This window comes from Haloarcula sp. Atlit-47R (genome assembly GCF_003665985.1).
Taxonomy (GTDB): Archaea; Halobacteriota; Halobacteria; order Halobacteriales; family Haloarculaceae; genus Haloarcula; species Haloarcula taiwanensis.
The window spans coordinates 406,306-431,875 of record NZ_QPLQ01000004.1 but is presented as its reverse complement, the minus strand read 5'-3'; the positions used below and the strand labels follow the sequence as shown (position 1 = coordinate 431,875).

The 25,570-nt window shown below is 66.2% G+C and carries 23 protein-coding genes; 6 read left to right on the top strand and 17 right to left on the bottom strand.

The annotated features are described in order from the left end of the window. Positions 1–42 precede the first annotated feature (42 nt). The 5 genes from DVK00_RS16855 to DVK00_RS16835 are packed head-to-tail and all read right to left on the bottom strand — an operon-like array spanning position 43 to position 6,755. Positions 43–984, bottom strand: a complete 942-nt coding sequence (locus DVK00_RS16855; RefSeq protein ID WP_101350302.1) for a MoxR family ATPase — start codon at positions 982–984, stop codon at positions 43–45. Beyond that, on the bottom strand, positions 981–1,937 hold the full coding sequence (locus DVK00_RS16850; protein WP_121578072.1) for a hypothetical protein: 957 nt from the start codon (positions 1,935–1,937) through the stop codon (positions 981–983). The genes DVK00_RS16855 and DVK00_RS16850 overlap by 4 nt, the downstream gene beginning before the upstream one ends. Next, entirely contained in the window at positions 1,937–2,599 is a 663-nt protein-coding gene (locus DVK00_RS16845; protein WP_101350300.1) for a chromosome partitioning protein, read from the bottom strand. Before DVK00_RS16845 ends, DVK00_RS16850 begins: the two co-directional genes overlap by 1 nt. Next, positions 2,596–4,962: a VWA domain-containing protein gene (locus tag DVK00_RS16840; RefSeq protein WP_121578071.1), complete on the bottom strand. Its 2,367-nt coding sequence runs from the start codon at positions 4,960–4,962 to the stop codon at positions 2,596–2,598. Before DVK00_RS16840 ends, DVK00_RS16845 begins: the two co-directional genes overlap by 4 nt. Next, positions 4,962–6,755 carry a VWA domain-containing protein gene (locus DVK00_RS16835; protein ID WP_121578070.1) on the bottom strand — a complete coding sequence of 598 codons (1,794 nt, stop codon included), beginning with the start codon at positions 6,753–6,755 and terminating at the stop codon, positions 4,962–4,964. Before DVK00_RS16835 ends, DVK00_RS16840 begins: the two co-directional genes overlap by 1 nt. Positions 6,756–6,988: 233 nt before the next feature. Here DVK00_RS16835 and DVK00_RS16830 point away from each other — a divergent pair, with 233 nt between their 5' ends. The 6 genes from DVK00_RS16830 (at position 6,989) to DVK00_RS16805 (ending at position 13,305) form a co-directional block, all read left to right on the top strand. Beyond that, a complete protein-coding gene (locus DVK00_RS16830) occupies positions 6,989–7,627 on the top strand; it encodes a helix-turn-helix domain-containing protein (RefSeq protein ID WP_121578069.1) in 639 nt (212 codons plus the stop codon). 229 nt (positions 7,628–7,856) lie between these two features. Next, positions 7,857–8,099, top strand: coding sequence for a 4Fe-4S ferredoxin N-terminal domain-containing protein (locus DVK00_RS16825; RefSeq protein ID WP_121512128.1), 243 nt, complete (start codon positions 7,857–7,859; stop codon positions 8,097–8,099). After that, on the top strand, positions 8,092–10,587 hold the full coding sequence (locus tag DVK00_RS16820; RefSeq protein ID WP_121578068.1) for a molybdopterin-dependent oxidoreductase: 2,496 nt from the start codon (positions 8,092–8,094) through the stop codon (positions 10,585–10,587). The genes DVK00_RS16825 and DVK00_RS16820 overlap by 8 nt, the downstream gene beginning before the upstream one ends. Before the next feature lie 2 nt (positions 10,588–10,589). After that, complete coding sequence (gene dsrO, locus DVK00_RS16815) at positions 10,590–11,420, top strand: sulfate reduction electron transfer complex DsrMKJOP subunit DsrO (RefSeq protein WP_101350294.1); 831 nt, start codon at positions 10,590–10,592, stop codon at positions 11,418–11,420. Next, positions 11,420–12,721 carry an NrfD/PsrC family molybdoenzyme membrane anchor subunit gene (gene nrfD, locus DVK00_RS16810; protein ID WP_121578067.1) on the top strand — a complete coding sequence of 434 codons (1,302 nt, stop codon included), beginning with the start codon at positions 11,420–11,422 and terminating at the stop codon, positions 12,719–12,721. Before dsrO ends, nrfD begins: the two co-directional genes overlap by 1 nt. After that, a complete protein-coding gene (locus DVK00_RS16805) occupies positions 12,718–13,305 on the top strand; it encodes a molecular chaperone (RefSeq protein ID WP_101350292.1) in 588 nt (195 codons plus the stop codon). Before nrfD ends, DVK00_RS16805 begins: the two co-directional genes overlap by 4 nt. Before the next feature lie 223 nt (positions 13,306–13,528). On the opposite strand, the gene DVK00_RS16800 is transcribed toward DVK00_RS16805, so the two are convergent. The 12 genes from DVK00_RS16800 to DVK00_RS16745 form a co-directional block, all read right to left on the bottom strand. After that, positions 13,529–14,140 carry a trimeric intracellular cation channel family protein gene (locus DVK00_RS16800; protein WP_101350291.1) on the bottom strand — a complete coding sequence of 204 codons (612 nt, stop codon included), beginning with the start codon at positions 14,138–14,140 and terminating at the stop codon, positions 13,529–13,531. A 192-nt stretch (positions 14,141–14,332) separates the two neighbouring features. Continuing rightward, on the bottom strand, positions 14,333–15,571 hold the full coding sequence (locus tag DVK00_RS16795) for a P-loop NTPase (protein WP_121537354.1): 1,239 nt from the start codon (positions 15,569–15,571) through the stop codon (positions 14,333–14,335). Positions 15,572–15,573: 2 nt separating this feature from the next. Next, complete coding sequence (locus DVK00_RS16790; RefSeq protein ID WP_121537356.1) at positions 15,574–16,425, bottom strand: HEAT repeat domain-containing protein; 852 nt, start codon at positions 16,423–16,425, stop codon at positions 15,574–15,576. Continuing rightward, positions 16,422–17,273, bottom strand: a complete 852-nt coding sequence (locus tag DVK00_RS16785) for a phosphate ABC transporter permease (RefSeq protein WP_121578066.1) — start codon at positions 17,271–17,273, stop codon at positions 16,422–16,424. Before DVK00_RS16785 ends, DVK00_RS16790 begins: the two co-directional genes overlap by 4 nt. After that, entirely contained in the window at positions 17,270–17,950 is a 681-nt protein-coding gene (locus DVK00_RS16780) for a molecular chaperone TorD family protein (protein WP_101350287.1), read from the bottom strand. The genes DVK00_RS16785 and DVK00_RS16780 overlap by 4 nt, the downstream gene beginning before the upstream one ends. Beyond that, a complete protein-coding gene (locus tag DVK00_RS16775) occupies positions 17,950–18,783 on the bottom strand; it encodes an ethylbenzene dehydrogenase-related protein (protein ID WP_121512136.1) in 834 nt (277 codons plus the stop codon). Before DVK00_RS16775 ends, DVK00_RS16780 begins: the two co-directional genes overlap by 1 nt. Beyond that, positions 18,776–19,852, bottom strand: coding sequence for a 4Fe-4S dicluster domain-containing protein (locus tag DVK00_RS16770; RefSeq protein ID WP_121578065.1), 1,077 nt, complete (start codon positions 19,850–19,852; stop codon positions 18,776–18,778). The genes DVK00_RS16775 and DVK00_RS16770 overlap by 8 nt, the downstream gene beginning before the upstream one ends. Beyond that, complete coding sequence (locus DVK00_RS16765) at positions 19,849–22,707, bottom strand: molybdopterin-dependent oxidoreductase (RefSeq protein ID WP_121578064.1); 2,859 nt, start codon at positions 22,705–22,707, stop codon at positions 19,849–19,851. The genes DVK00_RS16770 and DVK00_RS16765 overlap by 4 nt, the downstream gene beginning before the upstream one ends. Further along, a complete protein-coding gene (locus tag DVK00_RS16760) occupies positions 22,700–22,882 on the bottom strand; it encodes a hypothetical protein (protein WP_101350284.1) in 183 nt (60 codons plus the stop codon). The genes DVK00_RS16765 and DVK00_RS16760 overlap by 8 nt, the downstream gene beginning before the upstream one ends. Beyond that, a complete protein-coding gene (locus tag DVK00_RS16755; protein ID WP_121578063.1) occupies positions 22,879–24,273 on the bottom strand; it encodes a cytochrome bc complex cytochrome b subunit in 1,395 nt (464 codons plus the stop codon). The genes DVK00_RS16760 and DVK00_RS16755 overlap by 4 nt, the downstream gene beginning before the upstream one ends. Then, complete coding sequence (locus DVK00_RS16750; RefSeq protein ID WP_121578062.1) at positions 24,273–24,929, bottom strand: ubiquinol-cytochrome c reductase iron-sulfur subunit; 657 nt, start codon at positions 24,927–24,929, stop codon at positions 24,273–24,275. The genes DVK00_RS16755 and DVK00_RS16750 overlap by 1 nt, the downstream gene beginning before the upstream one ends. Then, positions 24,926–25,501: a hypothetical protein gene (locus DVK00_RS16745; protein ID WP_121578061.1), complete on the bottom strand. Its 576-nt coding sequence runs from the start codon at positions 25,499–25,501 to the stop codon at positions 24,926–24,928. The genes DVK00_RS16750 and DVK00_RS16745 overlap by 4 nt, the downstream gene beginning before the upstream one ends. Positions 25,502–25,570 lie beyond the last annotated feature (69 nt).

Here is a 25,570-nt window from a genome sequence, read left to right as displayed (position 1 = left end):
CCTCCAGGGGGCAGGCCCGCCAAACTGCGGTCACTGACTCGCTCATTCCAACAGCGACGCGATAAGGTCGTCTGCTGTCTGACCCGCTCGCTCAGCCCGGAAGTCCACAATGATCCTGTGGCGGAGGACGGGCGCGGCCAGCGCCTCGATGTCCGCGCCGGTGACGTGCGAGCGGCCCTGCAGGAAGGCCCGCGCTTTCGCTGTCTGGACGAGCGCCATACTCGCTCGCGGGCTGGCACCGAACTCGATATCGTCGGCCTCACGGGTCCGGCGGACGAGCTGGACCGCTCGATCGCGCAGGTCGTCGGCGATTGGCATCTCGCGGACCAGCTGCTGAATCTCCTGAATCTCCGAGCGGGTCAGCGAGCGCTCGACCGGCACCTGCTCCGCGCCGGCGGTGTACATGTCGACGATTGTCCGCTCCTCGTCGTAGTCGGGGTAATCGACCAGCAGTTTCAGCATGAAGCGGTCGGTCTGGGCCTCCGGGAGCGCGTAGGTACCCGACTGGTCGATGGGGTTCTGCGTCGCCAGGATGAAGAAGGGACGGGGCAGTTCGTAGGTCTCGCCCGCAGCGGTCACCTGTTTCTCTTGCATCGCTTCCAGCAGGGCGGCCTGTGTCTTCGGCGTCGCTCGGTTAATCTCGTCGGCCAGCACCACGTTGGCGAACACCGGCCCCTTCTCGAAGACGAACTCACGCCCGCTGTCGGTCTCGCGGATGATTTCGGTCCCCGTGATATCGGACGGCATCAGGTCGGGGGTGTTCTGAATCCGGGAGAACTGAAGGTCGGTCACCTCCGCGACTGTCCGGACCATCGTCGTCTTCCCCAGCCCCGGGTTCGATTCGAGCAGGGCGTTGCCGTCGGCCAGGATACAGATGAGCAGTTGCTCCAGTACCTCCTCCTGGCCGACGATTCGTGTGCTGATCTGTTCACGTGCGTCTGCGATCTTCTGCTGTAGTTCGTCGATGTCTTGCTCTGGGCTCATGGGTCGGTATCCTCGTCGTCCGTGTCCTGCTCTCGAATCCTGAGGTTGTACTCGCGGATGAGGTCCGCGTCCTCGACTTCCTCCTGGCCGGCGAAGCCGGCCTGCTGGCTGTCGACCGTGCCGCTTCCGCTCCCCGGCCCCCCGGCGTCCGGCGACGACGGGAACGACTGGCTCCGGTCTATTTCCTCCTCGCCGCCGGTCGAATCTATCTCGGCGGTGAGGTTCTCGTCGCCGGCCTGGACGTCCTCGCTGTCCCCGAGTATCGCGTCGCCGTCCTCCAGTCCCTCGTACCTGCTCGGCCGGTCGGTCGGCGACTCCGTCTCGGCGGGGTCGCGGTCCAGCAGGCCCACGTCGACGACCGCCACCTGCACCGTCGCCAGGCTCAACAGGACGACGACAACAAGCGTCCCGATGAGTCGCCGGCTGTCGACGAGGGCGACGCTCGAACTCTGTTTCAGCCCGTCGAGGACATCCTCGTAGAGCCTGGCGGCCATCCGCGTCTCGGCCCCGTCCTCGACCGCGTCCCGGGCCGTCCGGAGCGCGTCGGTGACGTTCGCGTTCGCCGCCTCGAACTGCTCGACGAGGGGCTGGCGGACCCGGTAGAGATACTCGCCGACGAGCCAGGCCGCGCCGGCGACGACGCCGACGACCGCGCCCGTGGGGAAGGATAGCCCCGACACCGAGCGACCGACGGCCGTGCCGACCGGGTCCGTCACCGCCGCGGGGACCGACAACTGCGTCGGGAGCTCGACCGGCGAGAGGACAGTCAGGAGGAGGTTCACCAAGAGAAAGATCAGCACTGCGTCGACGACGGCATAGACGAACGCCGCCTTCTTGCCTTCGCGTCTAACCTCGGCGATGGCGGCGGCCATGCGTTCGCGGGCTTGCGCCCGCCCGTCTTCTGCGGGGCCCTCGCCGCCGGTTTCTCCGGTGTCTGTGTCTGGTTCGTCCATTAGTAGCCCTCACAGGTGGCTTTGTCTTGGTTCTCGGGCTGGCTACAGAGCGTCTCGATATCGTCTCGCAGCTCCTGGTTTTGGCTTTCGAGTTCTTCGATATCGCTTTCGAGCGTACTTATCCGTGATTCCAGGCTGTCGATCTCGTCTTGCAGGTCGGACACCTGGTCCTCGAGTTCGGCACGCTCGTCCTCTAGCTCCTCGTTTTCGCTCTCCAGATCGTCGATTGTCGACTCGAGGTCATCGACTTCGCTCTCGAGCGTGTCGCGCTCGTCTCGCAGGTCACCGACTGTCACCTCCAGCTCTTCGACGCGGTCCTGGCTCTCGCGGAGCGACTGCCGAGTCTCCGCCAACTGGCTCTCTGTCGCGTTCAGTTGCTCTTCTGTCTGGTTCAGGTTAGTTGCGACCTGGTCGACGTCCTCCGACCGCGTCTCCAACTGGTCTTCGAGTTCGTCGACGCGGGTCCGGGTAGAGTCCAGTTCACTCCTGGTGTCATCCAGATCTTCCCGGAGGTCGGCGTTTTGCTGGCGCAGTTCCTGGTTTTGCGCACGCAGTTCGCTGGCTGAGTCCTGGTACAGCACCGTCGTTCCGCCGGTGCCGACCATCGACAGGACGACGAACACGACGAGTCCGACGTTGATGCGCCGGCCGATTGCGCTCACGGGAGACCACTCTCCAGGGAGGTGCGACCGCGGTACACTTGAACGCGCCGGGCGACCACCTCGCCGGTGAAAAGCAGGAGCGCGCCGAGCAGAGCGACCCAGTCCCAGTTCTCTCGAACGGTTCGGACTCGAGTGGATTTCTGGCGTGCCTCGCTGGCTATCTGTTCGCCCTGGTTCGGACTGAACGTCTGCCCGCCGGTCGCTTCGACGAGCGCATCGAGGCTCTCACTCGGCCCGAACGAAGCGTACTCGACGGGGTAGTTCGCCGCGTATTCGGTGTCAAGTGCCGTCTGATACCCCGCTTCTCTGGGCGTGAACTCACCACGATATCGCCCGTCACCGACCTGGCGGAAGGAGATGTTTGGCGCGGCAGGGCGGCTGTCTCCCTGATAGGTCAGCGTCGTCGGACTCCCGACCCGGGCATCGCCGACCGCTATGACGCCGGTCTGCGTGCGCATTGGGTCGCCCACCGCGTAGTTGACCGATTTGGTGACCACCAGCGAATCCGGCCGGTCGAGCAGGCCGCCCATCGTGTTGTCCGACTCGTAGGCGGTGATCGAGACCGCGCGGCCCAGCCCGAACCGCCAGGAGGCGATGGCCGGCTTCCCGTCGGCAGTGGCGACCTGATAGTCGGCCCCGGGCTTGACCTGCACGTTGTTCGCCTGGCCGGGATTGGCCGTCAGCTCGACGCCCGAGGTGATGAACGTGTCTTCAGTGACGATGGTGAGGTTCTCCCCCTGGTAGCGCCGCGAGGAACCGCCAAAGAGGAGCCGTAGCCGCTCTGTCTCGTCGGCGGCAAAGTACGAGCCGCCGGACTCGCCGGCGATCTGGCGCATCGTCGCGACGCCGACGCGCTTGCCGACGCCGACCGAGATGACGCGGGTCCCCTCGCGGCCGAGTTGGTTGGCGACGGCCGCCGGCGGGCCGAGCCGGTCCTGGCCGTCGCTGAGGAGGATGATCGTCCCTTCGCGGTCGCCCAGTAGTTCGTCGGCCCCCTGAAGTCCGACGGCGATGTCAGTCGCGCCGCCGCTGTTGAGCCGCCGTATCTTGTCGACAGTCTCCGCGCGGTTCTGACCGAGCGCTTGCATCTCCGAGACGCGGTACGCGTTCTGGTTGAACGCGACGACACCAACCCGGTTCTCGTCGCCGAGCTGGTCGAGTACATCCAGTGCGACGGCTTTCTGTACCGAGAGACCGCTCTCGGCGCTCCCGGACACGTCGACGAGGATGACGATGTTCGACTCGCCGCCGGTCGCGTTCCCGACGCGGACCGGGAGCATCGAGGCCACCGGCGACGTTTCGTAGCCGCCGTTCTCGTAGGCGTTGTCGCCGCCCGCGACGACCAGCCCGCCGCCGTTGATGACGAAGTCCTGCAGCGCGGTCGTGTTCCCCATACTGCTCGACGGTGTGTCTTGGACGACGACGGCGGCGTAGTCATCGAGGTCCGCCGGGACCGACGAGGCCGTCGAAACGTTGTACAGCGAGTCGAGATAGTTCCGCAGTGGGTACTGGCCTTGCGAGACGTACAGCACGTCGGGCTGTTCGACGACGCGGACGCTCTTGTAGAACACGTCGTTTCGTGCGTACTCGTCGTCGCCGGAGAGTGTCGCAGTCACGCGGTGTGAACCAATCTCCTCGAACGTGTGGTCGACGGTGAGCGTGCCATCTGGCCGGAGTTCGCCCTCGGTGACCGTCTCGCCGTCGATAGTCACTTCGACGGGCACTGATTCGAGGACGCTCACGCCCGCCATCGAGACGGTGTACTGCGACTGGACGCCGCGACTCACCGTCGACGGCCCCGCTATCGCCACGGCTCGCTCAGTGCGTGGCGACTGCGGGGTGACGCTGTGGACGGTCGCGTTGAGCCCGGCTGCGTCCTCTGCGGCCCTCGACAGGCTCCGCCCCTCTGTGACGCGGCCGTCGGAGACGACGACGACCGTCCCGTTCTCCCGGAGATTTGCCGCTACGCCGTCGCCGAGCCGCGAACTCGACCCGCTGCCGATCGTCGCTCGCGTCACCGGAACACCCTCGTTTTCGATGTCCCGTACCAGTTCGTCGGTCGTGTTCGGATAGATGCCCATGCTCGCGGACTCGTCCGCCAGCAGTGTCACGCCCGGCTCGCCCGGCGTCTCTCTGGTCTGGACGGTGTACGGCCCCATCGCGCCGAGGACGAGCAGGCAGACGATAAGCACGCGGCTGGCAAGCAGGAGTCGGCGACTCCGGTTCGAAGCCGACCGCGGTCCGGCGTCGCCACGCCGGACGAGGTACGCGAGGAGGCCGACGGCGACCGGCAGGACGACCAGCGGCCAGAGGTGCTCGACGCCGACGGTGAGCCCCTCCGCGACGGTGTACGAGACCGCCATCAGAGGTCACCCCGGCGGCGCAGATAGCCGACCTCGGCCAGTGCGAGCACCAGCCCGCCCAGCGCGAAGTACTCGGTCAGCGGCCGCGGCACCGACCGTCGCTCGATTCGGGTGAGATTTCCAGCCGTCCCGGAGCGCTGGTCGAGCGCCTCGACGGCGGTGTTTGACTCGCTTTCGTCCAGCAGCGACGCGCTGACCTGCCGGGTCTCGCTCCGGTAGAAGCCGGCCCGCTGGAGCGGGACCGTGGGTCCGGAGACGGAACCGGACGGCCCTTCCACGGTGGTGTTGCCGAACCGGACGGTCTCGCCGGTCGCGTGGTTCAGGGCCGGGAGCTGTTCCCTGTCGGCGAGGTAGTACACCGCTCGTTTCCAGAACACGGGGTATTGGTAGTTGAACTTGAAGCTGGATCGGTCCTCGATGTAGCCGTAGTACATGACCCGCCCGCCGTTCCGGTCCTCCGTCGCGATGAGCGGCGTCCCGTCACCCAGTTGGACCTGGGCCGACCCGGAACGTAGCGACCCGGAAATGTACTCGTCCGGGGGCTGGAAGTCGATGCCGCGGGTGAGCTGTGTCTGTGCCGTCTGGCCCACCGTCGCGCTTGTCCGGGTCTCGCCGGGTTCGATGAGGAGGAGATCTCGGTATCGCTGCGGGAGGGTGTCCTGTGCCAGCACCGCAACGCCGCCGCCGTCTTCGACCAGTTCGCGCCCGGTTTCGACGTTCCCGGGGAGCAACGAACTCCTGTCGACGTTGCTGTACAGAATCACGTCGTAGTCGCCCTGAATCGTCGTCGGCGGCTGCCTGACCGTCACGTTCACCCGGTCGACGACCGACAGCGCGGTAATCAGGTACCGGTTCCGGTCGTTTGTCAGCACCAGCACGTCGACGGCCGCGTCAGTCGGCGCGGCGATATAGACGCTGTCGTCGGTCCCGAAACTGTCGCCCGGGCTGAGCCGGGCTTCGCTCCCGCCGGCGGGGACCGGTAGCGTCACTGACCCCACGTCGTCGGGCCCGAGCTGTAGTTCTCGCTGGGCGTTGCCGAGCTGAACAGTCCGGGTGACTGACGAGTCGCCGTAGTTTTTCACCGACAGCGTCACCGCCGAGCCAGAGAATCGGCGGTCGATGAAGCCGACGTTCCCGTCGCCCCCGCCGTCGAACTGCTGGAGGTCCACGGAGAGGCCACGTCCACGGGCTGTCGTGACCGCGGTGGTCCACTCGTCGCCCGCGAAATCGCTCAGAACGACGATTCTGGCGTTCTCGCCGGCTAACGAGGTCGCCTGCGAGATGGCACCGCTGAGCGCTTCCGGTGTGTCTGTCGGGCTGAGTCCGTCAAGCGTTCCCTCCGCCGCTGTCGGCGTACCGCGCTGGAGCACCACCTCGCCACCGTTGGTCGTGGTGACGATAGAGGTCGTCCCCGTCACCTCCTCCCGGGCGGCTGCGACGGCCCGCTGGAAGCGCGTCTGGCCGTCGGCGTCGGTCTGCATGGACGCGCTCGTATCGACGACGATGACGGTCTCCTCCACTGTCGCCCGCTCGGAGACAGTGACGTACGGCGTCGCCAGTCCGACCGCGAGCACCAGCACGATCAGCACCTGTAACAGCAGGAGGAGGCTGCGCGAAATCCGTTCAAGAAACGGCGTTGCTGACTGCTGGCGCTCTCCAGCGACGAGAAACTGGAAGGTCGGTAGCGTGAGTTCCTGCGGGTCCGGTCGAATGAGGTACAGCACCACAATCGGCACCGCAAGAAGGAGGGCAGCTAGTCCCAGGGGGGCAAGCAAAACGTCCGAGAGGACCATTACCTGTGTATCAGGCGGAGGCGGCATTTATCTTGTGACTCTGGTGACACCAATCCCACGTGCCAACCGACGCCGTCTACAGGTCGCGACGAACCACAGTGTACGTCCGCGGCCGTCGTGACCGCTGGCGCGTATTTGTTCATGAACGTTTGGTACGAACCTATCGCTATCTGCCGATTATGGCGATATACGACAAAATGCATTTAAGTGAAGATAGTCGAGTGACAGTCAGAATGGGACACTCCGAAAGCGGGCCTACAGGGGCGACATCGGGCACCGCCACCGAACGGACCCTCAAGGTTCTGTTCGAAATTGAACTGTCCGATGACTGTTCGTGTCCACTTTCGGAGCCGGATGCAGACATCGAGAACGCTCAGAACCAGATCGACGACGGCGTCTGTCACGCGGAGGTGACTGTCACTGACGAGACCGGTACCGCACGGGTCCTCCATTCGACAAATCAGGTCGGTGACGCCTGTCTCTGTCTCGCGTTTAGCGAGGTCGGGTGTGTCCCACGAACGCGACGCGTAGACGGTGACTCGCTTTTCATCGAAACGTACGTCTCAGACCGAAGCGTCATCAGTGAGCTAGTCGGGCAGTTGCAATCGGCCGCCGAACGAGTCCGTCTGCGACGGCTGACATCCCGTCAAGACGACGAGACTGAGTCGGAGCCCGCGACTGTCGACCTCTCCTGTCTCACGACAAAACAACGGGAAGCTGCGATAATTGCGGTCGACGAAGGCTACTACCAGCAGCCCCGACAGACGACCCTCGACGAACTCGCATCGACACTCGGTATCTCGAAATCAGCCCTCTCTCAGCGCCTGAACGCCGTCGAATCGAAACTCGCGACGGCCGCCTTCGATCCGTAGACTCGCCTTTTCGGGCTGGATGCACTGGCGACGGAGTGACTCCTCCCAGTCATCGAACGACTTGCGCGTGAACAGAGCGTTCTCCGAGTGTCTGTTTCGGCTATGTCCTGGGTCTCTGGCATACGCTCGATCGGTCTGACCGCGGACGGGTACACCCGCCGGTACTTAAATCCCTTCATAATACAGCGCCCGTCCTACCGAGGTCCGAAAGAAATCGACAATTAGAGCCATGAATAACCCACAGCAGCCGAGATTGACGCCGATTGATGAGTGGGAAGATGAAGCAACAGCGATGCTTGACGGCGTCGAGTACGACACTGAGTTGGGGCTACGGATGGCTCGTGACGCGATTCGCGTCTCGAACGGGGAACTGAGCGACGCCGAATTCCATGAAAAGTACCACGAGGAGGTACTGGCGGAGTTCGGTGAAGACGAGCGGCCGACCAAACCTGAGGGATTCGACGATGACTGACGACGACGGCGTTTACCGACGTGACGTACTGAAAGCCAGCGGAGCAGCCGCTGCCCTCGGTCTTGGCGGGGGCGAGTTCTTCCAGACGCTGGCCGAAAGCGGAGACGGAACCGGGCCGTCAAACCGCGATTCCGGTATCGAGAGCTACGTCGGGCAAAACGAGGTCATCCAGACCGTCTGCTCGCCGAACTGTCGCGGGAAGTGCCCTATCGACGTCCACGTCCGCGACGGCCAGGTGAAGAAGGTCGAGCCACACCCGCCGGAAGACGAGCAGTACAAGCGGGCCTGTGTGCTCGGCCTCTCACACACCCAGCGTGTGTACGACCCGACGAGACTGAAGTACCCGATGAAGCGCACAGACTGGTCGCCCGACGCGCCAAACCCCGACGGACGCGGTCCGGACGCCGAGTTCGAGCGCGTCTCGTGGGACGAGGCGCTTGATTTAGTCGCCGACAAGATGCAGTCCCTGAAAGACGACCACGGCGCAGAGAGCGTCCTCTTCCACGAGGGGTCGGGGAACTATGGGCAGACGGGTAAGTCGTTCAGCCGCCTGGCCGCTCTGTTTGGCGCAACCCAGTCTGCCTGGGGTATCGACGCCAACGTCGGTCGCGGATTCAACCGGGTCACTGGGACTGGGTTCTTCCTTCCGCCGACGAACGAGGCTGAGGACTGGGAGAACGCGAACACCATCATCGTCTGGGGGTCGGACATCTTCTCCAGTCAGTTCCAGATGGACGCTTCGAAGGTTCTTGACGCCGTCGAGAGTGGGGCGAAACTTGTCGTGGTGGACCCGGTGTACACGACGACAGCGTCGAAAGCCGACCTGTGGCTTCCGGTCAAGCCCGGGAAAGATGTGCATCTTGCGCTTGCGATGATGCACACTGTCTTCGAAGACGGGACGTACGACGAACAGTTCCTTCGCAAGCGGACGACCGGTCCCGCGCTAATCCGAAAAGATACCGGCGACCTACTCAAGTCGAGTGCCGTCTTCGACGACGGCAGCGACGACCAGGTTGTCGCCGTCGAACGGGGCAGCAACACGCCAGTCGAACTCGAACCCGAGACCGACGGCCCGTATGCGCTGTTCGGGGAGTTCACTGTCGACGGCATCGAGTGTGAGACGGCACTGACCAGACTCCGAGACCACGTAGCTGACTACGCGCCGTCGGAAGTCGCCGAGCAGACCGGTGTCGACGCGGAGAACATCCGCACTGCAGTCCGGTGGCTGGCGACTCGTGGCCCCGGTGGCATCGCCCCGAGCTACGCACTCGGGCGGTACAAACACGGGCACATTTTCGGCCAGACCTATGCGATGCTGATGGGGCTGACCGGTGACTACGGCCGGCACGGGAACATCCACGCGCACCACGCCGGCGGTGCGACGCTCAGCGCCGGTGGCTGGAGCGCTCCCGAGGACGCTGACCCCGGCCCGTCGCTGTTCTTCCCCGAGTACCCGGACGCGATACTCGACGGTGATCCGCACAAGGTCAGGGCCGTCTACTCGATCGAGTCGAACATGATGGGCAACCAGTTCCCGGACCGGCAACGGTTCAGAGAGGCCATCAGGAGCCTTGAACTGTACGTGGTCGCGGATATGCACCACACGGATACGGTCCAGCATGCGGACATCATCTTCCCGGCCCCACACTGGTTCGAGCAGGAGGACATCACGTCCAGCTGGGGGTCCCATCCACACATCAGCTATCGACACAAGGTCCAGGAGCCGATGTGGGAGGCCAGAGACGACTACTACGCGATCCGCGGGCTCGCAGAGCGACTCGGATTCGGCGACTACTTCCCGGAGACGAAACGCGAAATGCTCCGGGAACTCGCCAGCCGGGACGATGCAATCGACTTCGAGACGCTGTTCGAACAGGGGACGCAAAAGAAACAGAACGTTCCCATCGTCAAATACACCGACGAGTTCCCCACCGACACGGGGCGAATCAAGATGTACGACGACGACGCCCCGAGCGAGGAGGGCGTCACGTTCGACGTTCCCCGCCCACTCGAAGACCGGACAGCCGACGACTACGAAAAGGCCGACGAGTACCCGCTGATGTTCATGCAGAAGCACAGTCGGTTCCGCATCCACTCGCAGTACGAGATGCTGAACTGGGTGCGTGAGGTCAACCCCGAACCACAGTTGGACATCCACCCGACGGACGCGAAGGCCCGCGGCATCGAGGACGGCGAGTACGTCCGGGTGTACAACGACCGCGGCGAGATGATCGTGAAGGCGAAGTACAACGAGGCGTTCCAACCGGGGCTGGTAAACACTGACCAGGGATGGTGGTCACGCGACTACATCGCGGGCCACCACAACGACCTCACGCACAACGAGGTCAGTGAGGTCGGCCAGACGATGGCGTTCTACGACGTCCGGGTCGAAGTCGAACCCGCCCCCGATGATGTCGACACAGACAAGTACGAAGCCGATAACCCGCGCGGAGCAGGTGCCGACGCACCACGCGCAGGAGGTGACTAACGATGACGAACTACGGCCTAGTAATCGACCAGGAGCGGTGTATCGGCTGTCAGGCATGCGCAGTGTCGTGTAAACAGGAGAACAACGTCCCGATGGGACAGTTCTGGAACCGTGTCCTGACGGAGGGCGGCGACAAGATCGACACCCCGTCCGGTGGCTATCCCGAAGACGGGGGGAGCGGGTCGCTGGATATGGAGTACCAGCCGACGGCGTGCCAGCACTGCGAAAACGCCCCCTGCGTGAAGGTCTGTCCGGTCAACGCGACGTACACCCGGGACGACGGGATCGTCGAGATCGACTACGACAAGTGCATCGGCTGTCGCTACTGTATGGCCGCCTGCCCGTACAACGCGCGGGTGTTCAACTGGGACGAACCCGAGCAGATGCCCGAGGAGGGGACGGGCGACGTTGCCGCGCGGCCACAGGGCGTCGTCGAGAAGTGTACGTTCTGTAGCCACCGCGTCGACGAGGGACTCGACCCGGCCTGTGTCGTCAACTGCCCGGCCGACGCACGCATCTTCGGCGACCTCGACGACGAGGGGAGTACCGTCTCGAAGTACATCAACGAGTACGAGACGGACCAGCTCCTCGAAGACCGCGGAACGGACCCGAAGACGCACTACATCAGCGGCGAGATGAGTCCCGGTCGGCCGCAGACGTCGGATAAGATGGAGAGCGAACTCGACGATGTTTCTCCGTGGTCCGATGGGACCGAGGACGTGCCATCTGAGGCCGGTGGCAGCGACAGTAGCGGCTCGGGTGGCAGCCACCACTCCATCGAGGGTGATGCAGATCCACACGTCCCGGCAGTGGGGTCCGGAGGTGATGACTGATGGCCGCTGACTCGTCACGGATCGCGATTCCGGCCTTCGGGACGAAAGGAAAGCTGTGGCTCGGGCTGCTCGCGACCCTCATGGTCGCTGGACTGGCAGCCTGGGGCTACCAACTTACCACTGGGCTGGTCGCCACGGGGATGCGCAACGTCTTCTCGTGGGGGCTGTACATCATGATGTTCGTCCTGTTCGTCGGGCTGTCTGCCGGGGGGCTCATCATCTCCAGCGCACCGAAGTTCTTCCATTCACACCGCTACGAGGGGTTCGCACGGCTCGGCGTGCTGGTCAGTCTCGCCTGTATCACCGTCGCGGGCCTGCTCATCCTCCCGGACATCGGGCGGCCCGAGCGGCTCTACCAGTTTGTCACCTCGCCGGACTTCCGCTCGCCGATGGTGTGGGACTTCGGCATTGTCATCCTCTATGGCGTGCTAAACCTCTGGTATCTGTGGCTCTTGACTCGCCGCGACCTTGCTGCGCGGGGGTCGCCGCTCGCACTGGGTGTCGATGACACCGACGCCGGACGCGAGCGTGACCGCACGCTCATGTTCTGGACCGCGGCACTCGCCCTCCCGACCGCCGTCGCACTCCACTCAGTGACCGGGTGGATCTTCGCGACGCAGATCGGACGTGGCGACTGGTTCAGCCCCCTCGTCGCACCCGTGTTCATCGCCAAGGCGCTTGTCTCCGGGCTCGGGCTGTTGCTGGTCGTGTCGGTACTCGCAGACCGGCTCACGAACTACGAGGTCGACCGCGAGGAACTCACGAGTCTCGGGAAGATACTCGGCATCTTCCTCGCGCTGCACGTGGTCTACCTGCTTGCGGCCGAGCGACTGCCCCACGCCTGGGCGAACCACTTCGAGTTCTGGGCCATCACCAGCAGCTTCCTCATCGGCGAGTCCGTCTACTTCTGGCTCTGGACCGTCGTCGGCGGGGCAGTCCCGCTCATCATGCTGATGATTCCATCGCTTCGGAAGCGCGTGTCGGTCATCTTCACCGCGAGCCTCCTCGCGGTCTTCGGCACGATGTTCGAAGGGATCCGGCTGGTGTTCACGGGATACGAAGTCGCTAACATCGACCTCCCACCGGGCATCTCGACCGGTGGCGAGTACGCCGGCATCACGACAGACATCTGGGCGACTGCGGGGGCCTACACCCCGACGCTGGTCGAGGTGGTTGTCACCCTCGGTATCGTCGCCTTCGGCGCACTCATCGTCACGCTCGGCCTGAAATACGTCCCGATTCAGCGAGTCGAGAGACCGGAGTCGTACGCGACTGACGGCGGTCGACAGGAGCGACAATGACTGGACAGACTGATGCCCCCGCCAAGCGTGAGCGAGCATCCGAGCGCAGCACAGACAGCGACGGATTCCGCTCGGACGCCGCAGCGACCTACGCCGTCCTCGCCGAATGCTGGCGGGAACCGACCGAACAGTTGGTCGAAGCCGTCGAGACCGGCGAACTGGTCCCGGTAGTCGGCGACGTTGGCTCTGTTGACCTTCGCCGTCTCAGCGCCGAGTACACCCGGCTGTTTATCGGGCCGGAAGGGCCACCGTGTCCACCCTACGAGAGCGTCTATCGCGACGGCGACGACCCGGACGAACTCGGCCCGGTCAAGGGACCAGCTACGATGGCTGTCGTGCGCTGGTACCGGGAGTTCGGCGTCCAGCCTGCGGCCGACCATCCGGACCTCCCCGACCACATTGCGACCGAACTGGAGTTCGCCGCTTATCTGGCAGAAGCGGGTCTCGACGAACGGCTTTCCCAGTTCCGTGCGGAGCATCTTGATGCGTGGGCTGACGAGTTCCTCGGCCACGTCGAGGCAGAGACACGCGAAGCGTTCTACGCGTCACTGGCAGCCACGACCCGGGAGATGCTCGGGCAATAGCGGACCTGCGGGGCACTGACCGGGTTCGTCGCGGCGGCTGACTGTTTCCTCATCCATTTTCGCGGTCAATACCCGCTCAGAGTCGTGTGCGCCGTCATCGCCATCGCGACGAGTACGAGAGACAGCTCCCGCAGGCGGTCGCACAGTCGGTCACAGCGACGAAGCCCAGCGGATGCAGGAGAGCGGGGCCTGACAGACGAGAATCCGGAGCGGCGGCGCGGTCCTACTGTGCGTCGCGTCGTTCCCACGCCTGCACCGTCGGGAGCGACCATCCGCGACCGATGCCCAGCCCCCGGGCCAACAGCACCGCGAGCGCGCACCCGGCCGATGCTACGCTGAGCGGCACGCCCATCTGTGCCAGCGCCCAGAAGGCGAGACCACCGATAACGGCACAGGACGCGTAGAAGTCCTCGCGGAGGATGAACGGCGTCCGGCCCAGCAGCAGGTCCGATATCGCGCCGCCGCCGGCCGCGTTGACCGTCGCCAGCGCGACGACGGCAAACACCGGGAGGCCGGCCTGATGACCCAGCAGCGCTCCGGTGGTGGTGAACGCCGCCAGCCCGATGGCGTCGGCCGTCAGGACGACCGGATGCTGGTGGCCGTCGTCGAGGAAATGCACGAGCAAAACGGCGGCGGCGACGCCGAGGAGCGACAGGGCCACTTCGCCGGGCGACTGCAGGGAGTTCGGAACGCGGTTCAACAGCAGGTCCCGCGTCGTCCCGCCACCCAGCGCCGTCATCACGCCGACGACCGTGACGCCGAACACGTCGTAGCGCTCCTCGACAGCCTTCGCCGCGCCGACGAACGCGAACCCGACCAGCCCGATAGCGTTCATCACCGCAAACGCGTCGGTCACGCTACCCCTCCGACCCGCCGGGGCACGGTGCGTGCGCGACCCCGGGGGAGTCGACCCGCTGTCACGAGTATCGCGGTCATTATGCTACTACTACGGGTGCGGACAATTATGCCTTTAGTCCTGCCCGCGAGGTATGTCCCCGGCTATCACTGTCGACTGCCAGCGACCGTCCTACGGCTTGACAGTCTCCAGCACCCAGTCGGACGGTGTCGCTCGGCGGACCTCGAACGGGTCGAAGGCTTCTCGCGGGGCCTCCGCGAGCCGGCCCAGGAACTGCCCGACCGGCGTCGGGTCGCGGTCGCTGACGAGGACGAACGACTCGCCGCTGTCCAGCGCGGTGAACTGCTCTCGAACCAGATCCTTGCGTTCCTGTGGCGGCAGGCCCCGGATATCGGCGGTTGGTTCGACGCCCACCTCGCCGGCGGTGTCGAGGGCCGATTCCACGGCATCCCCCAAATCGCTGACCGCGCTGGGCACGTCGCCGGGCACTGGCGTTTCCTGCAGGTCCTGCGAGAACGGGAGTTCGGCCAGCACCTCGGCATCGAGGTCTTCAAGCGCACTACCGGTGAACAGGTCGTTGGGCTCGCCACAGCAATCACAGACGTATTCGGCCATGTTGACGACGGTTCCCAGGACCGGCACGTCGTTGTCGCGGAACAGCTCGACCGTTCGGCTGGTGTCGCTGACGCTGGCGTGAAACGGCGTCGTCACGACGACGACTCCGTCGACGGGGACCTCCTGTAGCGTCGTCAGCACCACGTCACCGGTTCCGGGGGGCAGGTCAAGCACCAGTATCTCGTCGTTGCGCCATGCGGTGTTCTCGAACAGATCGTCGAGGGCGTCGTGGGCCATCGCGCCGCGCCAGGCCAGCGGCGCGCCGCTTTCCATCAGGCCGACGCTCATCACGTCCATGTCGCCCGCTCGGACCGGGAGCGGGTCGCCCTCCTCGCTGGAGTGGACCGGGCCGCTCACGTCAAGCAACTCGGGGACGTTCGGGCCGTGGATGTCGGCGTCGAACAGCGCCACGTCGCTGTCGGCGGCCAGCGCGCAGGCCAGATGCGTGGCGACCGTCGACTTGCCGACGCCGCCCTTCGCGCTGGCGACGGCGATAACGTGGTCGAACGACTCGACACCGGCCTGCCCCTCGCTCGATGGCGTCGTCCGTTCGACGTGGACGCTGTCGACGCCGTCCACGTCGTCGACCGCGTGGAGCATCGCCTGGACGACCTGCGTGCTCGTCTGGCCGTCCAGCGCGGTCAGGTCGGCCTCGATCGTCACGTCGCCGTTGGCCGCGTCGATGTTCTCGACGAAGCCCGCGTCGAACACGGAGAGGTCGGCGTTCGGGTCGCGCACGTCTCGCAGTGCGGCTTCGATACGGTCGGTCAGTGTGGTGGGCGTTCCGTCAGTCATCGTCAGAGGTCGGGCATCCGATTGAGTCTGTCTTCGCCGGGCAGGAGTCGGGCGTCGTTCTCCAGCGCGCCGCCGAACTGTCGGCGGAACCGTCCGGGGTCCGCTTCGAGGGACCGCTCGGCGGTCTGGCGGACCACGGTTGCCGGGTCGTCGGTGAGTTCGCGGAGTCGCTCGCGAGCGCGGTCCTCGTCGACGCCGCCGAGCATGTGCGCGGCCCACTCGCGGACCCGCTCGCTGTCGTCCCGGCTCTGCTCTAACAGCAGGTCGGCCATCCCCTCGCCGCGGAGTTTGAACAGCGAGATGGCCGCGTTGCGCCGGACCGCGTGGTGGTCGTCGTGTATAGCGGCCGCGATATCCTCTTCGTGGGCCTCGCGGTCGACGTTGTCGAGCGTGACGACGGCTTCGGCCCGGACCCACGGGTCGGGGTCGGAAAGCAGTTCCACCGCCACCGCTGCGGCCCGCTCACCGCCGTGGGCGGTCAGCGCCTCGACGGCGAACTGGCGCACGTCGCTGTCGTCGTCGGTCGTCGCGGCGCGGGCCAGTGCCGCCACGATTTCGTCGGTGGACGCGCGGTCTTTGAGTTCGAGCGCGGCGCGGCGGCGCTCGGTCTTTTCCCCGTGTTCGATGTCGGACAGCAGCGACGCCGCCGCGTCGTCCTCGACAGGTTCGGTGTCGCTCGCGGCCAGTTCCTCCGGTGTCGCCTCGCCAATCGTCACGTCTTCGCGGCTCACCTCGATGTCCTCCAGCGCCTCGATGTCGGTGTGCAGGCCCGGGCTGCGCTCGGGGTCCAGTTGCGGGTCGGGGTCCTCTTCGAGGTGCTTCTCGAACTCGTCGTCGTCGTGGCACCCGGTCATGGCTGTCCCTCCCCGCGCGTGAGCGCGGCGACCCCGAGCGCGAACGGGAGCGCCCGCGGGAGCGAGGCCGGGACGCCGGCGAACGCGACCAGCGCGACGCCGGCAAGCAGCGTCCAGCGGCGGGTCCGGCTGGCGGCGCTGGCCGTCGTCACCGCGCCGGCCGTGGCCAGTGCTACCACCGGGAGGCTCGTTCCGACAACGCCGCTGCCGGTGAGCGTGACCGCGCCGGTGACGAACGGGACGGCGCGGCCGACCGCGAGGACGACGGCGAAGGCGGCGACGCCGCCGAGTATCGCGCCCCAGTCCGCCGTCGACAGCGATCGCCAGTCCGTCGCGGCGAACGCCGGCGTCGCCGCGACCCCGAGCAGCGCCGCGGTCGAGGCCGCCGGTCGGAGCCCCGTCCAGCCGCCGACGCCGCTCGCCAGCCCGACGCTCAGCGCCGCGACGAGCAGGGCGGACGCGGCCGCCGAGACGGGGTCCAGCCGTCGGCCCGAGACCGCCGCGACCGTCGCCGTCCCGAGGACGACGGCGGCGGCCGCCGGGAGCGCCACAGCGCTACTGACGACCGACAGCAGGCCGAACACGCCGACGAACAGCAGGCCGACGCCGGCGGCCGGGTCGGCGTCGGTGACGGCGACGGTGACCGCCGCGGCGGCGACGACGGCCGTGGACGCGACCGTCAACGGGCCGGGCGCGACCGGGACCCCGTATCCCGGCGCGTTGACGAACAGAACCGCGAGGTAGCGGGCGGCCACCGCGACGGCCGCCGTGCCGACCGCGAGGTCCGCGAGCGAGCGGTCCCCGCCGAGCAGTAGCGGCCGGACTCGCTGCTGGAAGGTGGCTGTCATCGCTTCCCCTCCAGTCGGTCCGCGAGGTCGTTTCGGTCGGCCCGGACGAACGCCTCCAGCAGTTCGCCGAAGCCGCCGTAGATGTCGGTCCCCGGCTCGTCGGCCAGCCGGTCGGCGACGCCGGCCGCGGCGTGGCCGAGGTGGCGGTCGTGGAAGTCAAGCCTGGCACTTGCGGCGTCGTCTCCGATGGCGGCTTCCCGGCGGGCCAGGTAGCCCGCGAACTCCAGTTCGTAGGTCACGGCGTCGTGGTTGTCCCGGGTCTCCTGGTCGATTTCGAGGCCGTAGTGGCTGTAGGCCCGCGAGAGGTCGAGATTCACGTCGTTCCAGGAGTGGTCCGGCCGGTATTTGGACTCGTACAGCGGGACTGGCGGCCCCTCGGCCTCCAGCGAGCCGTCGGTGCGGTCGGTGTACTCGCTGTAGCCGAGTTCGAAGATGTCGTTGTAGCGGGCCGCGAGCGTCTCGTAGTCATCACCGGTGGTGAGCGACGGGACGGTCACGTCGAGGCCTGTCCGGTCGAGACACGCTTGCAAATCCGCTTCCAGCGTCCCGTCGGCCGCCGCGCTGTGGAACGACTCCTCGGGGTACTCGAACGCCTTGGCGAGCGTCGCGTACACCGCGCCGCGGGCAGCGGCAGTCTCATCGAGGTCATCTATCGAGTCGGCTGGCGTGCTCGCCATCACTCGACCCCCCGTGTCCGATAGATGCCGAAGCCGGTGACGCCGACGACAGCGACGATGGCGATACCGGCGACGGTCCACAGCAGTGTCTCGTAGGGCGGGCCCTGCGGGCCGCCGCTGAACGGGTAGTAGTGCCACTCGCTGACCGCTTTCTGGCCGGACCGCTCGCCGTTGGAGCCGTTCCAGACGGCGAAGGCCACGTCGAGGTCGCCGTCGGTCTGCAGGTCGGTCCGGTTCTCGGTCGGGGCGTCAAGCTGGCGCGAGTAGACCACCGTCCAGGTGGCGTTGCCGCCGGTGCCGCTGTGACTCGCGTTGGCCGAGACGGTCGGGTTCTCGAAGGCGGTTGTCGAACCGACTCCGCCGGCCAGCAGTTCCTGCGTCCCGGTCGACCCGCTCCAGTACCAGACGTTGACGCGGTTGTCCGGGCCGCCCATCGCTATCGGCGGCCGAGAACTCGTGTTGACCGGGAACTGGACCGCGACCGCGTCGGCGAACGCCCGTGTGGCGCTGGCGTTTGTATCCCGTGTCGCGTCGTGCCACTGCAGACGGACGTACAGGCGCTCGTCAGTCCGGGCCGCCTGCACGTCGACCGTCTCGACGGACGTGTCGTCGGCGTTCGGGACGCTACTCGGGGCGCTCGAAAGCGGCACGTCAGAGGCCGGCACCCCCGTCCACCCGTCGGCGTCCGGCTGTGCGAGGTCGGCCGTCGATACCTCCGAAACCGGTATCTCGTGTGCTGGCCGGGCGCTGGCCATCGGCGCGGCCACCGTCGAAACGACGATGAGCCCCGCCAGCACCGCCGTGAGTGTGAGCGTGTGTCGGTGGTCAGTCATCGTCAAAGACCTCCAATCGGTACTGTTTGGCCGGGTTCTTGTCCTGGAGCAGTTCCATCAGTTCGCTGTCTTCGCCCTGTCGGGCCCGCTGGCGCTCGCGCTCGATGGTGTCGAGGGCTTGGTCGACGCCGTCGCCGAACAGGTCCCGGAGGTACTGTCGTGGGATGCGGTCGATGTCGACTGTCTCCCCGTCTTCCGTGTGCTGGCCGGGCGCGAAGGGCGGGATGTAGTAGACGTTGGGCTGGGTCCGGAACTCCGGATGGAGCGGCAGGGCAACCTCGTACTCGTTGACAAGCTTGTGAATCGGACCCTCCTCGTCGTCGAGGAAGCCGACCAGCCGGAGCTGGGGCGGGCACTCCTCGGCACAGGCCGGCGCGAACGTCTCTCCATCGGGACCTTCGCCCTCGATGCGCGGGTAACAGAAGATGCACTTCTCCGATTTCTTCGAGACGGTGTTGTAGTACACCTTCTTGTACGGACAGCCCTCGACGCAGTAGCGGTAGCCCCGACAGCGGTCCTGGTCGACGAGAACGATGCCGTCTTCCTGGCGCTTGTACAGCGCCGAGCGCGGGCAGGCCTCGACACAGGAGGGGTGGGTACAGTGGTTGCAGATGCGCGGGAGATAGAAGTAGTAGCTGTTGGGGTACTCGCCGGCCCCCTGGTCCTCGTCCCAGTTGGGGCCCCATTCCGCGCCTTCGCGGGGCCGGAGCGGCTCGTCGCTGCCCTCGTACATGATTTCGCTGTGGTTGAACTCCCAGGCGCGGCCGTAGTCTTCCTCGGCGGGAATCTCGCCCGGCGAGCGGTCGGAGTGATCGCTGGACTCCCAGCCGCCGCCGGAGTCCTCCCAGCCCCGCGGGTAGCCCTCGCCGGGCTTGGTCTCGACGTTGTTCCAGTACATGTACTCCGACCCGCCGTCCTCCGTCCAGAGGCTCTTGCAGGCGATAGTACACGTCTGGCAGCCGATGCACTTGTTCAGGTCCATCACCATGGCGACCTGGTGGTCGACGCCGTCGGCGACGTTGACCAGCGTGTCGTCATCGCCCTGGTCGTCCTGTTGGTCGGTGCTCATTCGCTGTCACCTCCGGTCGGTCGGACGTCGACGCGCACGTCGCTGTTGACCCCCGTCGGCCCCCAGTAGTTCGGGAAGAAGTGCAGGTGCTCGCCGGTGTCTTCGGGGTACTGCACTAGCTGGGTCGGCTTCATGTACATCGGGACGAGCGTGTTGAAGTTGTCCCGGTCGGGGTACTGGAACTTCTCCCAGGAGAAGAAGTGCCGGACGGTCCCCGGCTCGCTGGACGGGTAGATTTTGGCCTGCACCTCGACGGCCCCGAGGTCGTTGTACACCTCGACGGTGTCGCCGTCCTCGATGCCGCGCTCCTCGGCGTCCTCGGGGTTGATGTACACCACCGGCTCCCCTCGCTGGAGACGGAGCATCTTGGGGTCGTCGCGCCACGTCGAGTGGATTGACCACCGGCCGTGGGGCGTGTTGTACGACAGCGGGTAGTCCCCGCCGGTGTTCTCCGGCCCCTCCTTGTGGGTCGGCAGTTCCTCGCCGAGTTCGAGGTACCAGTCGTGGTCGATGTAGTACTGCTGGCGGCCGGTGAAGGTGGGCCAGGGGTTCTTGTCGTGGACGTAGTCCTGCCACGGGACGTACGCCTCCCCCTCCTTGATGTCGGAACTCCAGTGGTCGCCAGCTTCGAGGAACCGCTGTGGTTGCTCGTCGATGTCGTCGAACGTGATCTGCTCGTCGGTGTCCTCGGGGTTGGTCTCCTCGGAGTGTTCGAGGATGAACTCCGCGGCGGCCCTGTCTTCCTCCAGCGCCCCCTCCTCGCCGGTCTCCCAGTCGCGGACGTAGTCGTCGTGGATGGTCGTCAGGTCGATGGTCCGGTCGAACTTCCGGTCCTCGACCGGCTCGACGCCCCGTTCACGGGCCCGCTCCTGTATCTTCTCGGCGAGCAGGCGGAAGATTTCCCAGTCGGTCTTGGCCTCGCCCAGCGGCTCGACGGCCGGCGTGAACGGGTGCACGTAGGTGTGCATGTCCGTCTCCGAGAGGTCGTGTTTCTCGTAGTGGCTGGCCGCCGGCAGGACGATGTCCGAGTACATCGCCGTCGAGTCCATCCGGAAGTTGATGTCGACGACGAGGTCGAGTTTGGGCCAGAGCTGTTCCTCGACGGCGACGTTGCCCTTGGCCTGATTGAAGTAGTTGCCCCGCCAGATGAACATCGTCGACGGGTCCGGCCGGCTCCCGTCCTCGCGTTCCTCGGGGTAGACCGGCATCCATCCCTCGTCGATGGACTCGCGTATCTTCTCGGCGGTGTCGGGGTCGGTGTTGTCGAGGATGCCGGCGTGGAAGTACGTCCACAGCGTCGTCGGGACCCCGCGGACGCTGCCGGTCGGGAACGAGAGCACCTTCCAGCCGTGGAACGACCAGATCTTCTCTTGGCCGACGTAGTGGTCCAGGCCGGTGCCGGGGTCGCCCAGATTGCCCGTCAGCGTCACGAGCAACTGGATGGCGCGGTTGCCCAGATCGTTGTGGTACCAGTCGTTGACGCCCTTGCCGTGGATGATTTTGGCCGCGTCGGCCTCGGCGAACTCGCGGGCGACTCGCTGGTAGGTGTTTTCGCCGACGCCGGTCTCCTCGTGGACGAACTCCGGCGTATACTGTCTGAGTTCGTCAGTGAGGTTCTCCCAGACCGACCTGACCGCGACGCTGCCCGCGTCGGTCTCGATGGTCCGCTCGACCGACAACTGCGGGTCGAAGTCGAGTTCGATGCTCGCCGAGTAGTCCTTCTGGCCGTCCCGTTCGCCCAGCGAGCCGGGCGCGCGCCGGAGGGTGCCGTCGGCGTCGACCATGACGAACACCTTCTCGGGGTCGTCGGCGTCCTCGGCGAGGCCGACTTCGCTGGCCCGGAGGAACTTGCCGGTGTCCTCCCGGACGAGCAGCGGCATGTCGGTCTGCTCTTTGAGATGCTCCTCGTCGTACAGCCCCTCGTCGACGATGGTCTGGGCCATCCCAAGCGCGAGCGCGGTGTCGCTGCCGCCGTGGGGCGAGAGCCACTCGTCGGTGTGAATGGCCGTCTGGGAGTAGTCGGTGAAGATACCGACCCGCTTTGCGCCCTCGTAGCCGGCGTCGAGGAAATACTTCGCGTCGGGGATGCGCGTGACGTTGATGTTCGACCCCCAGGCGATGATGTAGTCGGCGTTGTGCCAGTCGGCGGACTCGGCGTTGTCGGTCTGGGTGCCCCACGTAATCGGCTGGCCCGGCGGCAGGTCCGAGTACCAGTCGTAGAAGCTGTGGGAGACGCCGCCGAGCAGGTTCACGAGCCGGGAGCCGGAGGCGAAGCTCACCGGGGACATCGCCGGAATCGGCGTGAACCCGGAAATCGCGTCGTACCGACCCGCCTGTACCTCGTCGATGACGTGGTCGGCGATTTCGGTCAGCGCCTCGTCCCAGCTAATCCGCTCCCACTGGCCCTCGCCGCGCTCGCCGGTGCGCCGGAGCGGATGGAGCACGCGCTGGTCGGCGTTGACGTAGTCGGTGTAGCAAGCCCCCTTCTGGCAGCCACGCGGGTTTGGGTCCGGGAGGCTCTCGTCGAAGGTCGGGTAGTCGCCGGCCTGCTCCTCGCGCCAGACCTGGCCGTCCTTGACGTAGACGTTCCAGGAACAGGAGCCAGTGCAGTTGACGCTGTGGGTCGAGCGGGCGACGGAGTCCCAGTCCCACTCGTCGCGGTAGAGGTCCTCCCAGTCCCGGTACGGGTAATTGCCGATGGGGTCGTCGACCGCTTGCAGGCCGTCCATGCCGTCGTCGGCGAAGGACAGCCCCGTCGCGCCCAGCAGCGACGCGGCTCCGAGGCCGCGCACGAAGTCGCGGCGACTGATTCCAGCACTGTCCGCCTCGTCGTCGGTCGGGTCGTGTCTACTCATTGGTGATGAACACAGTCGCAGTCGCGCAGGCGGTGCCGGCCACGGCTAGTGCGATGCCGGTCGATGTGCTGCCGCCGACTTCGAGGCCGGCGGCGACCAGCGCGAGGCCGACCAGTTTACTCGTCGTATCCAGCAGGCGATACTGTCGCTCGCTCAGTTCGACGCTCGTCGTCATCCCTCTCCCTCCCGTTCGGTGGCGTCCGCGTCGCTGTCGACAGCGCCGCCGTCGGCGGCCACGTCCCCCTCCCGGGACGGCGACGGCTCTCCGTCGCGCAACAGGAGGTACGTAATCCCGCCGAAGACGGGCGGGACGACCAGCAGCGCGGCCGTCAGGATGGGGTTGACCACGCCGGTCGTCGTCCCAAGCACCTGGCCCGCGAGGATGTTGTTCATCCCCGCGATGGAGGCGATCATGATGAACGCGACGGCGGCCACGCCGACGCCGGTCTGCCAGGCCCGGTCCAGCGGGTCCGCGGTGAAGTGGGTCGGCTCTGTCCGGTCGATGAACGGCCAGATTGCGACCGCGGCAAACACCAGTCCCGGGAGGACGATGCCGCCGACGAACTCCCCGTTGATGTGGGCGGGGCCGACGTTGAAGCTGATCTGTGGCAGGAGCTTCAGGAAGCCGTACACCCACATCAGGAACCAGTCCGGCATGATGAGTTCCGGCGTGGACGCGGGGTCGTTCGGACCGTACTCGGCGACGTTGTGGACCGGCAGCAGGCCCGCGAGCGCCGACAGCGTCGCCGCCGTGGTGAAGAACACGACGGCCGACACCGCGGCCTGGTTCGGGAAGGCGGGCAGGCCGATGATGACGCTGTCGTCGTCCTCGTCGACGGGCTGGCGGCCGGCGGTCACGTCGCTCTCCCGCGGGGCCTCGGTGTGTTTCTGCCGGATGAGGATGGCCATGTGGACGGCCAGCCCCACGGCGATAGCCGCCGGTATCACGAGGACGTGCAGGAAGTACAGCCGCGGGATAGTGGCGCTGGAGGGGAACTCCCCTCCGAACACCACCTGGCCGAGGAAATCACCTAACAGGGGGATGGAGATGGTGAGGTTGTAGCCGATGCTGGTCGCGGTGGCGGCGAACTCGTCGAACGGCAGGGCGTAGCCGGTGTAGGCCGCGCCCATCGACAGGGCCGCCAGCCCGGTGCCGACGACCCAGTTCGGCTCCCGCGGATTACGGTACGCCCCGGTGAAGAACACCCGTAACATGTGCAACCCTATCGAGGCGACGAAGAGGTGAGCCGCCCAGTGGTGGAGCCGGCGGATGAACATCCCGAAGGGCACGTCGTAGGTGATGTGCAACACCGAGACGAACGCCTCGGGCATCTCCTCGCCCTGGAACTTCTGGACGCTGCCGTCGTACTCCACGTCGGACGTGGAGGGTTCGAAGAAGAACCCGAGGAAGACCCCCGACAGGATCAGGAGGAGGAAACAGAACAGCGCCACCTCCCCCAGCAGGAACGAGTCCTCGGCCGGGAACGCCTTCCCGAGGAACGTCTGGCCGTTCTCCAGGTCGAGGCGGGTGTCGAACCAGTCGTAGACGGCTTTGGCGCGGGACATTATCCACCTCCGGGGCCGACTGGCCCCTCGAAGTCACCCGTGGCGACGAGGAATCCGTCGCTGGTCACCGTAATCGGAAGCTGCGGGAGCGCGCGCCCCGGCGGGCCGCCGCTGACCGCTGCCCCTTCAAGTACGTTGAACTTCCCGAAGTGACAGGGACAGACGACGAGGTCGTCCTCCCGGTCCGACACCATACAGCCGGCGTGGGTACACACCTTCGAGAAGGCGGCGTAGCCGCTGACGGTGAACCCCTCCGCGACGCCGCTACCGTAGTCGGACTCGGCGTAGCGCACCAGCAGCGTCGGTGCGTCCTCGATGCCGGGCCGGGGCTCCGGGAACACGGTCATATGTTCGCCCTCGGAGAGCCGGCTTTCCGTGATGCGCTCGCCCTCGCTGTCGACGAGGTGGATGCCGTCGGAGTACACCGGCCCCTTGTACCCTCGCTCGAACACCTGCGTGGTGCTGGCAAGGGGTGCGGTGAGGCTGGCGACGGCAGTCAGACCGCCGACGGTCGCGAGGAACTTCGCGAAGTCACGCCGGCGGAGTTCTGCGCGGGCGTCCCCGTACAGCGTTGGAGACGTACCGGCGGCCCCGTCACACGAGCAGTCGTTGCCCTGTTCCTCGTCGTCTTCATCGGGTTTCGGATAGTCTATCATTCGTGCCCCCTGATTTCGGCGACTTCGACGTGCGGCATGAACCAGGCGTAGTACGCGACCGTCGAGAGCGCGAGCGAGAGAAACATCCCGGTCGCGTACAGCCCGAAGTACTGGGTCCGGGCGAGCGTGAGGTACTCGCCGGTGAACAACGCCGCGAAGACGATAGACAGGACCGTCAGTCCGCTCATGGCGACGAGTCCTTCGATGGCGTCCGAGGCGTCGTGGTACTCGACGACCCAGCGGTTCTCCGTGTCGAGCCACGGCAGCGAGACGGTTCCGCCGTCGGTGACCGGTTCGGTGTCGTCGGGTGGCCGGACCGCTCTGTTCATGAACTGGTGGGCGGCCGTCAGCACGCCCACGAGGCCGAACAGGGCGACCCAGACGACGACGCCGACCTGGCTCGGCGACAGCTTGTTCGGCGTCTCGACCGGGCCTTCGAGCGGCCGGATGTCGCTGACGCTCTCGTCGATAGCGATTTCCTCCGACGGTGGCTCGCCGTGCAATGCGACGTACCACATCGGCAGCAGCACCGCCGTTATCAACAGACCGATGAGTATCGTGTTGCGTCTCATAATCTTGTGTCATCTCGGTTCGCCAGCGATTCGAACGGCTATCTGTGTCGCTGTATTCGGGGTTTGTTC